Raw genomic sequence first — 14,109 nt, 5'->3', positions numbered from 1 at the left:
ACCCGCGCGCGCACCACCCTCCGCGAATCATAACTCAACTACCCTCACGGGCCCCCGCGCACCCCCTCTGCTTTTGGGGGGGGGGGGGGGGGCGGCGGCCCCCCCCCCCCCCCCACTTCATGTCCCGGTAACAGGCGAACCCGTCACTGGTCCCTGTACATCTCCGCGACGAGGAACGCCAGGTCGAGCGACTGGCTGCGGTTGAGCCGCGGGTCGCAGGCCGTCTCGTAGCGCTGGTGCAGATCGTCGACGAAGATCTCGTCGCCGCCGCCCACGCACTCGGTGACGTCGTCACCGGTGAGCTCGACGTGGATGCCGCCCGGGTGGGTGCCGAGGCCCTTGTGGACCTCGAAGAAGCCCTTGACCTCGTCGAGCACGTCGTCGAAGCGGCGGGTCTTGTGACCGGAGGCCGCCTCGTAGGTGTTGCCGTGCATCGGGTCGGTGATCCAGGCGACGGTCGCGCCGGAGGCGGTGACCTTCTCGACCAGCTCGGGCAGCTTGTCGCGGACCTTGTCGGCGCCCATGCGGACGATGAAGGTCAGCCGGCCGGGCTCGCGGTCGGGATCCAGGCGCTCGATGTACTGCAGCGCCTCCTCGGCCGTGGTCGTCGGGCCGAGCTTGATGCCGATCGGGTTGCGGATCTGCGAGGCGAACTCGATGTGCGCGCCGTCCAGCTGCCGAGTGCGCTCACCGATCCACACCATGTGCGCCGAGACGTCGTACAGCCGCCCGGTGCGCGAGTCGACGCGGGTCAGCGCCGACTCGTAGTCCAGCAGCAGCGCCTCGTGCGAGGAGTAGAACTCGACCGTCTGGAACTCGGCCGGGTCCGTCCCGCAGGCCCGCATGAAGTTCAGCGCCTGGTCGATCTCCCGGGCCAGCTGCTCGTAGCGCTGGCCGGAGGGGGACGACTTCACGAAGTCCTGGTTCCAGGCGTGCACCTGGCGCAGGTCGGCGTAGCCGCCGGTGGTGAAGGCGCGCACCAGGTTGAGCGTGGACGCGGACGCGTTGTACATCCGCTTCAGACGCTCGGGGTCCGGGATGCGGGCCTTCTCGTTGAACTCGAAGCCGTTGACGGAGTCGCCCCGGTAGGTCGGCAGCGTCACGCCGTCGCGGGTCTCGGTGCCCTTGGAGCGCGGCTTGGAGTACTGGCCGGCGATACGGCCGACCTTCACGACCGGCACCGAGGCGGCGTACGTCAGCACGGCGCCCATCTGGAGCAGCGTCTTGAGCTTGTTGCGGATGTGGTCCGCGGACACGGCGTCGAAGGCCTCGGCGCAGTCGCCGCCCTGGAGGAGGAACGCCTCTCCCTTGGCGACGGCCGCCAACCGGGCGCGCAGCTGGTCGCACTCGCCCGCGAAGACGAGCGGCGGATACGACTCGAGGTCCGCGATCACTGCGCGCAGAGCCTCGGTGTCGGGGTACTCGGGCTGCTGCGCCGCGGGCAGGTCTCGCCAGGTGTTGCCAGCGCTGGCGCTGGTCTTAGCGTTCACGGTCACGACCTCAACATTACGGGGTCGTGTCCTGGCTCCCGAGCCATGCCCAGGAAATGAGACACGGGGTACGAGGGTCGGACATGGGATAGGGTGCGTCGCATGTTCGCGCACTCGACCCAGAACTGGTGGTGGACCGCTCATCCGGCGGCCCACTGACTGCGCGTACGCAAGACTTCGCGAAGGCCGCCCGAGGGGCGGCCTTCGGTGTTTTCCGGGGTCGTTCCTCACCGACATCGAGTCATCGAGTCATCGAGAGTTGAGGAACCATGGACCTGACACACCTCCTGGACGACGACCGCCCCTTCGCCCTGCTCCGCCGCCGCACCCCCGGCCACGACGACAGCACGGTGGAACTGCTCCTCGGCCCCGTCAGCACCTACGACCGTCTGGCCGACCTCCCCGACGAGGGGCTCGCGCTCATCCCCTTCCGCCAGATCCGCGAGCGCGGCTTCGACGTACGGGACGACGGGACCCCGCTCGCGGTGCTGACGCCCGAGGAGACGCACTCGCTGTCCCTGCGGGAGGCCCTCGAGCAGCTCCCCGCGCACGACGTCCGGGTCGAGAACGGCGGCTTCGACGTTCCCGACGAGGAGTACGCCGGGATCGTCGGGCGGGTCCTGCGCGAGGAGATCGGGCGCGGCGAGGGCGCCAACTTCGTGATCCGGCGGACGTACGAGGGCGAGATCCCGGGATTCTCCCGCGCGGACGCCCTCGCGCTGTTCCGGCGGCTCCTGGTGGGCGAGCGGGGAGCGTACTGGACCTTCGTCGTCCACACCGGCGAGCGCACCCTGGTCGGCGCGAGCCCCGAGGTGCACGTCCGGATGAGCGGCGGGACCGTCGTCATGAACCCGATCAGCGGGACGTACCGCTATCCCGCCGAGGGCCCCACCCCCGAGCACCTGCTCGGCTTCCTCGCCGACGGCAAGGAGATCGAGGAGCTGTCGATGGTCGTCGACGAGGAGCTCAAGATGATGTGCACGGTCGGTGACATGGGCGGGGTCGTCATCGGGCCCCGGCTGAAGGAGATGGCCCACCTCGCGCACACCGAGTACGAACTGCGCGGGAAGTCCTCGCTGGACGTGCGGGAGGTCCTGAAGGAGACGATGTTCGCGGCCACGGTGACCGGATCTCCGGTGCAGAACGCCTGCCGGGTCATCGAGCGGCACGAGGTCGGCGGGCGCGGCTACTACGCCGGCGCGCTGGCTCTGCTCGGCCGGTACGCGGGTGGCGGGCGGGAAGGATCTGCCGGGGCGCAGAGCCTGGACTCCCCCATCCTCATCCGCACCGCGGACATCTCAGCCGACGGCCGCCTCAGGGTCCCCGTCGGCGCGACCCTCGTGCGCGGTTCGGACCCGGCGAGCGAGGTCGCGGAGACCCACGCGAAGGCGGCGGGGGTGCTGGCGGCTCTCGGCGTACGGCCGTCCCGGCCCCGTGCGGAGCACGCGCGCGTGAGTCTGGCCGACGACCCACGCGTGCGTGCCGCGCTCGACGGGCGGCGCACCTCGCTGGCGCCGTTCTGGCTGCGGATGCAGGAACGGCTCGACGAGCTCACCGGACACGCCCTGGTCGTCGACGGTGAGGACACCTTCACGGCGATGCTCGCGCACGTCCTGCGGTCGAGCGGGCTGGACGTCACCGTCCGCCGGTACGACGAGGAAGGGCTCCGGGAGGCGGTGCTCGCGCACGAGGGACCGGTCGTGCTGGGCCCCGGTCCCGGTGACCCCGGCGACCTGGACGACCCGAAGATGCGGTTCCTGCGGGGCCTGACCACCGAGGTGATCAGGCAGCACCGGCACGGCGTCCTCGGCGTCTGCCTCGGACACGAGCTGATCGCGGCCGAGCTGGGCCTGGAGATCGTACGGAAGGAAGTGCCGTACCAGGGCGCGCAGACGACGGTCGATCTGTTCGGGCGGCCCGAGACCGTGGGCTTCTACAACAGCTTCGTGGCGCGCTGCGACGACGAGACGGCGACCGAACTGGCCGCGCACGAGGTCGAGATCAGCCGGGCGGACAACGGAGAGGTGCACGCCCTGCGCGGCCCCGGCTTCGCGGGCGTCCAGTTCCACCCGGAGTCGGTCCTGACCCTGAACGGCGCCGTCGTCGTACGGGAGTTGGTGAGGCAGCTGCGCCGCACGACGGTGTGAGCCGGCCGGCGTCAGCCGAAGAACACCCCCACCTCCTCGTACAGCTTCGGGTCGACCGTCTTCAGCTTCGCCGTCGCCTCCGCGATCGGTACCCGCACGATGTCCGTCCCGCGCAGGGCGACCATCTTGCCGAAGTCGCCGTCGCGGACGGCGTCGATGGCGTGCAGGCCGAAGCGGGTGGCGAGCCAGCGGTCGAAGGCGCTGGGGGTGCCGCCGCGCTGGATGTGCCCGAGGACGGTCGTGCGGGCCTCCTTGCCGGTGCGCTTCTCTATCTGCTTGGCCAGCCACTCGCCGACCCCGGACAGCCGCACGTGTCCGAAGGAGTCGAGCGACTCGTCCTTGAGGACCGCCTCGCCGTCCTTCGGCATGGCTCCCTCGGCGACGACCACGATCGGGGCGTACGACGCCTTGAAGCGGGAGGTGATCCAGGCGCACACCTGGTCGATGTCGAAGCGCTGCTCGGGGATGAGGATGACGTTGGCGCCGCCCGCGAGGCCGGAGTGCAGGGCGATCCAGCCGGCGTGGCGGCCCATCACCTCGCAGACCAGGACGCGCATATGGGACTCGGCGGTGGTGTGCAGCCGGTCGATGGCCTCGGTGGCGATGCCGACCGCGGTGTCGAAGCCGAAGGTGTAGTCGGTGGCGGAGAGGTCGTTGTCGATGGTCTTCGGTACGCCGACACAGGGCACGCCGTGATGGTCGGAGAGCTGTGCGGCCACGCCCAGGGTGTCCTCGCCGCCGATGGCGATGAGCGCCTCGATCTCCCGCGCGGCCAGGTTCTCCTGGATCCGGCGGATGCCGTCCTCCCGCTTCAGCGGGTTGGTGCGGGAGGAGCCGAGGATGGTGCCGCCGCGGGGCAGGATGCCGCGCACGGCCGGGATGTCGAGACGCACGGTGGCGTCCTCCAGTGGACCGCGCCAGCCGTCCCGGAAGCCGGTGAAGTCATAGCCGTACTCCTGTACGCCCTTGCGGACTATGGCCCGGATGACGGCGTTGAGGCCGGGGCAGTCGCCGCCTCCGGTCAGTACTCCGACGCGCATGGACAGATCCCTTCGCCGCAGGTGCCTGACGAAGGGTCAGTGTGACGCCCGTCTCACTCGTCGTCGAGGCCTCGTTCAATGGCGTATCGGACGAGCTCGACCCGGTTGTGGAGTTGCAGCTTGCCGAGGGTGTTCTGGACGTGGTTCTGGACCGTGCGGTGGGAGATGACCAGACGTTCGGCGATCTGCTTGTAGCTCAGGCCCTTGGCGACCAGCCTGAGCACCTCGGTCTCCCGCTCGGTGAGTTGCGGGGCCCTGGGCTGGTCGGGGTCGGTGGTGGGCGCGGGGTCGGTGGCCAGGCGCCGGTACTCGCCGAGGACCAGCCCTGCGAGGCCGGGCGTGAAGACGGGGTCGCCGACGGCCGTGCGGCGGACGGCGTCCAGGAGTTCCTCGGTCGACGCCGACTTCAGCAGATAGCCGGTCGCACCCGACTTCACGGCTTCCAGGACATCCGCGTGCTCGCCGCTCGCCGACAGCACGAGGACGCGCAGGGCCGGGTTGTGGCCGACGAGCTCCTTGCAGACCTGGACGCCGGGCTTCACCGGCAGGTTCAGGTCGAGCACCAGCACGTCGGGCCCCGCGGCCTTGGCCCGGCGTACGGCCTGGTCGCCGTCGCCTGCCGTGGCGACCACGTCGAAGCCGGACTCGGCCAGGTCCCGGGCGACCGCGTCGCGCCACATGGGGTGGTCGTCGACCACCATGACCCTGATCGGACCCTTGTCGCTCATCGCTGTCCTGCCTTCCCCCGTGAGACCTTCGGTACCTTCAGCTCGACCTCGGTGCCCTGCCCCGGAGGCGAGATCAGCTCGGCGCTGCCGCCGAGGTCACGCAGCCGGCCCCGGATCGACAGGGCCACCCCGAGCCGCCCCTCCCCCTCGGCCTGCGCGAGCCGTCCTTCGGGGATGCCGGGTCCGTCGTCCCGTACGGTCACGATCACCTCGTCGGGTTCGTCCTCGACGAGGATCCACGCACACGCGTGCTCACCCGCGTGCCGGTGCACGTTGTCCAGGGCGGCCCCCACGGCCGCCGCCAGCTCGCGCGCGGCGGGCGGGGGCAGCGGGACGGGGGCGCCGGGCTCGACGAGGGAGACCTTCGCCGAGGCGTACGGGGCGAGCAGCGCGCGCAGGTCGAGCGGACCGTCGTCCGGTCCGTCGTCGGCCCCCTCGTCGTCGACGACATGGACGACCGCCCCCTGGGCCGCGTCCCGGGAGACCCGGGAGACGGACGTCAGCCCGCCGGAGACCAGGGTGCGCAGCGCCACCTCCTGCTCGCCGGCCATCCGGCCCAGCTCGGCCGCCTCGCCGCCCATGACCGCGCCCCGGCGCTGCACCATGGCGAGCACCTGCAGGACGCTGTCGTGGATGTCCCGGGCCAGGCGCTCGCGCTCCCGGGTCGCCGCCTCGATCTCCAGGGCGCGGGCGAGGGTGCGCTCGGAGGCGCGGGCGACCTCGACGACGTAGCCGATGGCGATGGAGGCGACCCAGACGAGGATCACGTTGTGGACGGTGTCGCGGGCCGGCTGGCCGCGCTCGATGAGGTTGGCTGCGGCGACCGGCGTGGAGGCGAGCGCGGCCCAGCGCCAGCCGCCCTTGATGGCGAAGGCGAGGACGGAACCGGCGGTCCATATCGACGGCAGGGTGGGCCCGCCGCTGTCGATGTGGTGGTCGTTGACGACCAGCGGGGTCAGCACGATCCCGGTGAGCGCGATCGCGAGGTCGACGGCGAGGAAACGCTTGGTGCAGGCGGCCGCGTTCTGGACGCGGGGCAGCGTGGCGAGCGTCCAGACGCACAGGACGACGAAGTAGGTGATGGCGATACCGGGCCGGTCGTACTCGTCGTACTGCGTGGCGAAGAGGCCGACCGCGTACAGCATGGTGAGCACCCGGTACCCGGTCAGCGCACGCCACAGCGGCTGCTCGACCGACATGCGCATGACGCGTACTTGTTTGGCCATCTCCCCCACCCCCGGCCCGGACTGCGTGTCCCAGGATCCTAGGGCTTGTCCTTGTCGGCCTTCGCGACAGCGGCCTTCGCGGCCTTCGCCGCATCCGAGATCCGCCGCTTGGCGGCGGTCGCGTAGATGTCGACGTACTCCTGGCCGGAGAGCTTCATGATCTCGTACATGACCTCGTCGGTCACCGCGCGGAGCACGAAACGGTCGTGCTCCATGCCCTGGTAGCGGCTGAAGTCCAGCGGCTCGCCGATGCGGATGCCCGGCCGCATCAGCTTGGGCATGACCTTGCCGGGCGGCTGGATCTTCTCGGTGTCGATCATGGCGACCGGGATGACCGGGGCGCCGGAGGCGAGCGCCACGCGCGCGAGGCCGCCGGGCTTGCCCCGGTACAGGCGCCCGTCGGGCGAGCGGGTGCCCTCGGGATAGATGCCGAACAGCTCACCGCGCTCCAGCACGTCGAGGCCGCTCTTGATGGCCGCCTCGCCCGCGCCACGCGCGCCGGAGCGGTCCACCGGCAGCTGTCCGACGCCCTTGAAGAAGGCGGCCGTGAGGCGTCCCTTCACTCCGGGCGTGGTGAAGTACTCGGCCTTCGCGATGAAGGTGACCTTGCGGTCGAGGACCGCGGGCAGGAAGAACGAGTCGGAGAACGACAGGTGGTTGCTCGCCAGGATGGCCGGGCCCTCGGCGGGAATGTTCTCCAGGCCCTCCACCCAGGGCCTGAAGGCAACCTTCAGGGGCCCACCGATGGCGACCTTCATCGTGCCGTACAACAACCGAGTGCCTCCTGTGTTCGTCGTTCAGACCTTAACCCGGAGGCCTGTCAAACAGACCGACGGCCCTGGTCGGTGTCAGTGCGGTCGCGTACGGTGAACCTCACCTGGACTTGCTCACGCTTCTTTCATGAACAGGAGACCTAGGTGCCGGTCCTCCCCGGAGCCGAGCCGTTCCGCCATGAGGGCGGGGAGGCCGGTGTCCTTCTCTGCCACGGCTTCACCGGTTCCCCCCAGTCGCTGCGGCCCTGGGCCCAGCACCTCGCCGACCGCGGTCTGACGGTCTCCCTGCCGCTGCTGCCCGGTCACGGCACCCGCTGGCAGGACATGGCGCTCACCGGCTGGCAGGACTGGTACGCCGAGGTGGACCGCGAGCTGCGTGCCCTGACCGAGCGCTGCACCTCCGTGTTCGTGGCCGGTCTGTCCATGGGCGGCACCCTGGCCCTCAGGCTGGCCGCCAAGCACGGGGAGGCGGTGAGCGGCGTCATCGTCGTCAACCCGGCGAACCGCATGCACGGCCTCGCGCCCTACGCCCTTCCGGTGGCCCGGCATTTCGTGCGCACGGCGCCCGGGATCGCCAGCGACATCAAGAAGGAGGGCAGCGTCGAGCTGGGGTACGACAAGGTGCCGCTGCACGCGGCCCACTCCCTGCGGGCCTTCTTCCGCCAGGTCGACGGGGAGCTGCCGCAGGTCACCCAGCCGCTGCTGGTGCTGCGCAGCGCCCAGGACCATGTGGTGCCGGCGGCCGACTCGGCGCGGGTGCTGAGCCGGGTGTCGTCGACGGACGTAACGGAGATCGTGCTGGAACAGAGCTACCACGTGGCGACGTTGGACCATGACGCGGAGCGAATTTTCGACGAGAGCCTCGCGTTCATCGGCCGGCACACCACCGGCATCGGCAGTGAAGGGACGGCCGCCCGTGGCTGAGCACGACTCCGACCGCGAGGACCGCGAGGGCCCAGAGCCCGAGGAGCAGGGCGTCCCGTTCGACGAGGACGCCGCGTGGGCGGCGATCGTCGCCGGGTACGGCGAAGAGCCCAAGGACCCGCCGGGCACGAAGCCGTTCAAGTCGGTCGAGGATCTCGCGCTGCTCGAGACCGAGACGAACGACGAGCCGACGGCCACGCGGACCGAGCCGGAGAAGGACGCGCCGAAGGCGGACTCACCCAAGAAGGACTCACCGAAGCAGGACTCACCGAAGCAGGACGAGAAGCCGGCGAAGCCGCTGGGCGGTTCCGTCTCCTTCGCGCCCGGCGTCGGGCCGCGTGACTACAGCGCGCCGGAGCCGTCCGAGGACGACTTCGAGGACGACGACGAGGGGCACTTCGTGCCGCCGGAGCCGCCGCCGCTGCCCGCCGCCGACACCACCGCGAAGTTCGCCTGGCTCGGAGTGCTCGGCGGCCCGCTTCTGCTGCTGGTCGCGGTGCTGCTCGGCTGGGAGATGACGTGGTGGCTGGCCACCGTGGGGATCGGCGGCTTCCTGGGCGGCTTCGTCACGCTGGTGACGCGGATGCGGGTGGACGACGAGGACGACGAGAATCCCGGCCGGGGTGCCGTCGTCTAGGTCGGCTCAGCTCAGCTTCAGCTCACGGGGATGTTGAGGGTGGCCAGGACCGGAAGATGGTCGGTGGCCGCCCAAAGGTTTGTCTCCGTGATGCCGGGCAGGTCCACGGGGACTCCGCAGCCGACCACCTCGATGCCCTTGGTGGCGAAGATCGCGTCGATGCGCCGCTGGGGTTCGGTGCGGGTCCAGGTGTGTTCGGCACCGGTGGGACTGATCGCCCAGCAGTCCTGAAGGCTGTCCGCGATGCGGGTGAAGGCGGGGCCGGTGGGGCGTTCGTTGAGGTCGCCGCCGGCCACGGCGTGCTCCACGCCCATGCCGGCGAGGCGGTCGAGGAGCATGCCCGCCTGGTCGTAGCGCTCGTCCTTCCGCAGCGACAGGTGACAGCTGAGCACGCCGAGCCGGGCGCCGCCGATTCGCACGACGGCGGTGGCGAAGCCCCGTCGGTGCTCACCGGGGGTGAGCGGGAGGAGGACGTCTTCCGTCCGTTCGACCGTCGCCCGCAGGTTGCAGAGGATCGCGGGGCCCGCCGCCGTGCCACCGCCGGTGAGGACGACCAGGCCTGTGGCTGACGCCAGCCTTGCCAGCTTCTTGCGCCAGCGGAAGAAGCGGGGGGCTTCCTGGATCAGGACGAGATCGGGTTCGCAGGCCTGGATGACCCGGGCCAACGCGTCTGTGTCGTCTCGCATCGAGCGGATGTTGTAGCTCAGGACCTTGACCAGAACCATGTGGATCAATCTACGCCCAAGGAGAAGGGGCGTGGGGATAGCGCCCCACGCCCCTGAAGAGGAGCCCCTGAAGAGGAGAAGTCACCCCTACATGACCGGGTCGGGCTCTCTCGCCAGGTCCGCCGCGCCCACCAGGCCCGCCTTGTTACCCAGTTGGGCGGCGATGACGTCCGCCACCGGGCGCCAGTTGCCGCCCACCAGCCAGCGCTTGTAGGACTTGCGGATCGGGTCCAGGACCAGTTCGCCCTCGTCGGAGAGGCCGCCGCCGACGATGAAGGCGGACGGGTCGAAGAGGGAGGCCAGGTCCGCGAGGCCCGCGCCGGCCCAGCGGGCGAGCTCGCGGTAGGAGTCGACGGCTACCGGGTCGCCCTGACGGGCGGCCATGGAGATGTGCTTGCCCTCGATGCCGTCGGGGCTGCCGTCGCCGAGGCCCAGGAGGATCTCGGCGTTCTCCGGGGTGGCGTTGGCGCGCTGCTTGGCGTACCTCACCAGTGCCCGCCCCGACGCGTACTGCTCCCAGCAGCCCTGCGAGCCGCAGCCGCACAGCAGACCGTCCGGGACCATGCGGATGTGCCCGAACTCGGCCGCCACGCCGAAGTGGCCGCGGCGCAGCTTGTTGCCGATGATGATGCCGCCGCCGAGGCCGGTGCCGAGCGTGATGCAGATGACGTTGCGGTGGCCCTTGCCGGCACCGAACTTGTACTCGCCCCAGGCGGCCGCGTTGGCGTCGTTCTCCACGACCACCGGGAGGCCCACGCGGGTCTCGACCTTCTCCTTCAGCGGTTCCTGGCGCCAGTCGATGTTCGGTGCGAAGTAGACCGTGGAGCGCTGCCGGTTGACGTATCCGGCGGCCCCGATGCCCACGCCGACGATCTCGTGACCGGCGTGCGCGCCCTCCACCGCCGAGGCGATGGCGTCCACGATGCCCTCCGGCGTGCCCGGGGTCGGCACCGTGTGCGTCGAGAGGATGTTGCCTTCCTCGTCGACCACACCGGCCGCGATCTTCGTGCCGCCGATATCGACGCCGATGGTGAGTCCCATGAATCCCTCAGTTTCGGTCGAGCCCCGCTACGGCCAACCGTACCCGAGGCCCTGCCGTCAGGGGGTTTCAGTCCAAATCGATGCGCTCGCCGGGTCCCGGTTCCTCGCCCCGGTCGCGCAGGGTCTCGTCGCGGCGGCTCCAGCGCTGCTCCTGGGCCTGGACCGCGGAGCGGTAGGCGGCGAGGAGTTCGCCACCGGCGGCCGCGAGGTGGTCGAAGACGTCCGGGTTGCGCTCGATGACCGGCTCGACCGCGGCCTTGGCCTGCTGGACGACCTGCTTGACCACCTGCTGGGCGGCCGGCCCGGCGATGCCCCCGAGGAGGGGGGACTGGAGGCCGGACAGCTTCTCGGCGACGTTGTCGACGAGTTTGCGCAGCTCTTCGGCGGCCGAGCCCGGGGGCGGGCCGTACTGGGTGCGGCGGCGGGCCTTCTCCGCCGCGAGGTCCTCCGCGACCGCCGTCGCCCATGCGTCGGCGTCGGCCGCCCGTACCTCGTCCACGGCCTCGTTCTCGTCGGCACCGGACGGGGGGAGCTCTTCGCTCATGACGGACTCCTGACTACGGTTCGTCCCTACGACGTTACCCGAATGGGCGTACGTGGTTCACGGGGTGCGGGGCCACAGATCCGGGTCCGGGGCGAACCGGATCCGCAGCTCGCCCTCGCGCAGGGCGGCGCCGGCGACGGTGCAGCGGCGCAGGGCCGAGGGCAGCGGGACGATCCGGCGGAACTGCCCCGCGCTGATGAGGAGTTCGTCGCCGCGCCGGATCAGGTCCAGCTCGTCGCGCAGGGCGCCGGGCAGCGGGAGGTGCCACACCAGCACACCGTCCTCGGCGAGGTGATCGGCGACGGGCCACTCGACCGTGGAGGTCGTGTCGTTGACCACGGGGACGTCGAGGGCGGTGAGGTCGTCGTCGCCGCGGGGGTCGTGGCCCAGATGCGGGACGACCCGGACGTCGTACGACTCCTGCCACTCCTCCAGGGCCTTGCGCTGCTGGGCGACGAGTCCCGGGGACCAGTCCTCCGGTACGACGCGGTTGGCGACCAGGGTGTCGGGGCGCAGGCCGCGCAGGGCGAGGGCGAGGCTCGCGGCGCGTACCGCGTCGGTGCCTGCGGGGCCGGGTTCGGCGACGAGCCGCACCACGGCCCGCCGGTCGGCGAGGACGGCCTCGACCGCGCCGAGTTCGGTGTCCCAGCGGGCGGCGGTCTCGTACAGCCACTGCGAGGGCATGGGGACTCCGGCGAGCCGTCCGAGGACGGGCCGCAGGCCGGCGGCCGCCTGGCGCTCGGCGGGGAGGAGCCGGCGCAGGTAACGGCGCAGTTCCTCGGGGAGGGAGAGGAGGGCGAGGGTCTGCGGGGTGGGCGGCAGGTCCACGACGAGCAGGTCGTGCCGCTCGGACAGGGCCGCGTCGCGCAGGGCGCGCAGGAGGGTGAGCTCCTCGGCGCCGGGCAGCGGGGTGACCTCCTCGGGGTCAAGGCGGGAGGCGCCGAGCAGGTCGAGCACGTGGGAGGCACGGTCCTGGAAGGCGGCCAGATCGTCCCGGAACCCGGCGGTGGCGTCGGGGCGCCACACGGTGAGGGTGGGGGTGACCTGGGCCGGGGTCGGGCCGGTGGGCACGCCGAGGATCGCGCCGAGGGTGTCGGTGCGGTCGGCACTCAGCACCAGGGTGCGGGTTCCGTCGCCTGCGGCGCGCAGGGCGGTGGCGGCGGCGACCGTCGTACGACCGCTGCCGCCCGGGCCGGTGATCAGGATGGTGCGCATAGGGGTGAACCGTAACGGACGCAAGGACGTGCCTCGCTGTGCCGACTTACGGCTGCGGGAACGCCGTGGCTGGTCGCGCAGTTCCCCGCGCCCCCAAATAGGTGGGTGCAGCTGGGTAAGCCGCGCCTGCACCCACCCAGGGGCGCAGGGAACTGCGCGACCAACTCCCACCGGCCCGCAGCCGACCGCGAACCGGCGAACCCCCTACCGCTCGGACTCCACCCGCTTCTTCAGCCCCGCCAGCGCCCGGTCGATGATGACCTTCTCCGCCTTGCGCTTGATCATGCCGAGCATCGGGATCTTGACGTCGACCGTCAGCAGGTAGGTGACCTCTGTCGAACCCGCGCCCGCCGGCTTCAGCACGTACGAACCGTCCAGCTGCCGCAGCATCTGGGACTTGACCAGCGTCCAGGAGACCTCGTTCTCGCCGGTCCACGTGTAGCCGAGGACCTGGTCGTCCTTGATGGCGCCCGCGTCCATGACCAGCCGGACCTGCTCGGCGCGGCCGGACGCGTCCGTCGACAGGACCTCCGCCTGCTTCACCTCACCCGTCCAGTCCGGGTAGCGGGCGAAGTCCGCGATCACCGCCATGACGTCGGCAGGCGCAGCTTCGATCGTGATGCTCGAACTGGTGTGTTCCGCCATCGCCGTGGCTCCTCCAGATAAGGTCCGGTGAGGAAGGGTGGTACGCACGTCTGTGCAGCGTGAAGGCTACCGCGCGGACGGGCTCACCATTCCAGCGCCCACGGCTTCCCGCTCCCCGCGAAGTGCCCCACGTTCACACACTCGGTCGCCCCGATCCGCATCCGCCGGACCAGGGGCTGGTGGACATGACCGAACAGCGAGTACCGGGGGCGGGTGCGGCGGATCGCGGCGAGCAGTGCCCGGCTGCCCCGCTCGAACCGCCGCGCGACGGTGTCGTAGACCAGCTCCGGCACCTCCGGCGGGATGTGCGTGCACAGCACGTCCACCTCGCCGACCGCCTCGATCTTCGCCGCGTACTCCTCGTCGCTGATCTCGTACGGCGTCCGCATCGGGGTCCTGAGGCCGCCGCCCACGAAGCCGAACGTCCAGCCGCCGATCTCCACCCGCTCGCCGTCGAGCACGGTCGTACCGGGCCCGGCGAACTCCCGCCACAAAGGCGGCATGTCGACATTGCCGTAGGTCGCGTACGTCGGCGTCGGGAACGCGGCGAACATCTCGGCGTACTGCTTGCGCACCGCCTTCTCGATCACCGTGCCCCGGTCGGCACCGACCCCGCTCCACAGCCGGGCCCCGAGTTCGCGCGCCTCCTCGAAACGGCGGGCGGTGCGCAGTTCCACGATGCGGTCCGCGTTCTCCACGCCGAACAGGTCGGGGAAGATGCCGCGCGAGTGGTCGGCGTAGTCCAGGAACAGCACCAGGTCACCGAGACAGATCAGGGCGTCGGCGCCCTCGCCGGCTCTGGCCAGGTCACGGGCATTGCCGTGCACATCGCTGACCACATGGACGCGTGTCTTCCGGTTTCCGGCCGGTGTGGGTGCCATGACGATCAAGGGTAAGCCTGTGCGGCATACGTGAACAGTGGCGTCCGGCCCTGCGGTTACTGGCCAGTCGGTAAGTAGGTGGACTACTGTGCG

Annotated in this window: 15 protein-coding genes; 4 read left to right on the top strand and 11 right to left on the bottom strand. The window is 70.9% G+C overall.

Going from position 1 to position 14,109, the window contains the following annotated elements; all coding sequences use genetic code 11:
• Positions 1-143 precede the first annotated feature (143 nt).
• Complete coding sequence (locus ACIRP7_RS33165; RefSeq protein ID WP_403666811.1) at positions 144-1,496, bottom strand: class II 3-deoxy-7-phosphoheptulonate synthase; 1,353 nt, start codon at positions 1,494-1,496, stop codon at positions 144-146.
• Between the two features lie 96 nt (positions 1,497-1,592).
• On the opposite strand from ACIRP7_RS33165, the gene ACIRP7_RS33160 reads away from it, so the two are divergent.
• Complete coding sequence (locus ACIRP7_RS33160; protein ID WP_071528813.1) at positions 1,593-1,649, top strand: trp operon leader peptide; 57 nt, start codon at positions 1,593-1,595, stop codon at positions 1,647-1,649.
• Positions 1,650-1,759: 110 nt separating this feature from the next.
• Positions 1,760-3,637 carry an anthranilate synthase family protein gene (locus tag ACIRP7_RS33155; protein ID WP_403666809.1) on the top strand — a complete coding sequence of 626 codons (1,878 nt, stop codon included), beginning with the start codon at positions 1,760-1,762 and terminating at the stop codon, positions 3,635-3,637.
• An 11-nt stretch (positions 3,638-3,648) separates the two neighbouring features.
• Here ACIRP7_RS33155 and ACIRP7_RS33150 read toward each other — a convergent pair whose 3' ends face one another.
• Genes ACIRP7_RS33150 through ACIRP7_RS33135 form a run of 4 tightly spaced genes read right to left on the bottom strand, consistent with a single transcriptional unit; the run spans position 3,649 to position 7,404 of the window.
• On the bottom strand, positions 3,649-4,677 hold the full coding sequence (locus ACIRP7_RS33150; RefSeq protein ID WP_403666806.1) for a 6-phosphofructokinase: 1,029 nt from the start codon (positions 4,675-4,677) through the stop codon (positions 3,649-3,651).
• A 53-nt stretch (positions 4,678-4,730) separates the two neighbouring features.
• Complete coding sequence (locus ACIRP7_RS33145) at positions 4,731-5,405, bottom strand: response regulator (RefSeq protein WP_403666802.1); 675 nt, start codon at positions 5,403-5,405, stop codon at positions 4,731-4,733.
• Positions 5,402-6,631 carry a MacS family sensor histidine kinase gene (macS, locus tag ACIRP7_RS33140; protein WP_403666799.1) on the bottom strand — a complete coding sequence of 410 codons (1,230 nt, stop codon included), beginning with the start codon at positions 6,629-6,631 and terminating at the stop codon, positions 5,402-5,404. The genes ACIRP7_RS33145 and macS overlap by 4 nt, the downstream gene beginning before the upstream one ends.
• A 38-nt stretch (positions 6,632-6,669) precedes the next feature.
• A complete protein-coding gene (locus ACIRP7_RS33135; protein ID WP_352382953.1) occupies positions 6,670-7,404 on the bottom strand; it encodes a lysophospholipid acyltransferase family protein in 735 nt (244 codons plus the stop codon).
• A 144-nt stretch (positions 7,405-7,548) separates the two neighbouring features.
• Here ACIRP7_RS33135 and ACIRP7_RS33130 point away from each other — a divergent pair, with 144 nt between their 5' ends.
• Entirely contained in the window at positions 7,549-8,328 is a 780-nt protein-coding gene (locus ACIRP7_RS33130; protein WP_403666796.1) for an alpha/beta hydrolase, read from the top strand.
• Complete coding sequence (locus ACIRP7_RS33125) at positions 8,321-8,965, top strand: hypothetical protein (protein ID WP_403666793.1); 645 nt, start codon at positions 8,321-8,323, stop codon at positions 8,963-8,965. The genes ACIRP7_RS33130 and ACIRP7_RS33125 overlap by 8 nt, the downstream gene beginning before the upstream one ends.
• A gap of 17 nt (positions 8,966-8,982) precedes the next feature.
• Here the strand turns inward: ACIRP7_RS33125 and ACIRP7_RS33120 are convergent, their stop codons facing one another.
• From ACIRP7_RS33120 to ACIRP7_RS33095, 6 genes are all read right to left on the bottom strand, one after another.
• Positions 8,983-9,690: an endonuclease/exonuclease/phosphatase family protein gene (locus ACIRP7_RS33120; RefSeq protein ID WP_403666791.1), complete on the bottom strand. Its 708-nt coding sequence runs from the start codon at positions 9,688-9,690 to the stop codon at positions 8,983-8,985.
• An 87-nt stretch (positions 9,691-9,777) separates the two neighbouring features.
• A complete protein-coding gene (locus ACIRP7_RS33115; RefSeq protein ID WP_403666788.1) occupies positions 9,778-10,731 on the bottom strand; it encodes an ROK family glucokinase in 954 nt (317 codons plus the stop codon).
• Between the two features lie 67 nt (positions 10,732-10,798).
• A complete protein-coding gene (locus ACIRP7_RS33110; RefSeq protein ID WP_403666785.1) occupies positions 10,799-11,275 on the bottom strand; it encodes a DUF5304 domain-containing protein in 477 nt (158 codons plus the stop codon).
• A 57-nt stretch (positions 11,276-11,332) separates the two neighbouring features.
• Entirely contained in the window at positions 11,333-12,490 is a 1,158-nt protein-coding gene (locus ACIRP7_RS33105) for an ArsA family ATPase (RefSeq protein ID WP_403666783.1), read from the bottom strand.
• Between the two features lie 204 nt (positions 12,491-12,694).
• The gene (locus ACIRP7_RS33100) at positions 12,695-13,135 is read right to left on the bottom strand and encodes an SRPBCC family protein (protein WP_352382966.1); all 441 of its coding nucleotides are present in this window, start codon (positions 13,133-13,135) and stop codon (positions 12,695-12,697) included.
• Positions 13,136-13,218: 83 nt separating this feature from the next.
• Positions 13,219-14,016: a metallophosphoesterase gene (locus ACIRP7_RS33095; RefSeq protein ID WP_403666780.1), complete on the bottom strand. Its 798-nt coding sequence runs from the start codon at positions 14,014-14,016 to the stop codon at positions 13,219-13,221.
• Between the last annotated feature and the right edge of the window lie 93 nt (positions 14,017-14,109).

Source organism: Streptomyces sp. NPDC102270 (assembly GCF_044766405.1).
Lineage (GTDB): Bacteria > Actinomycetota > Actinomycetes > Streptomycetales > Streptomycetaceae > Streptomyces.
Note: the sequence above shows the minus strand (reverse complement) of the source record. Positions and strands in the feature narration are given on the sequence as shown.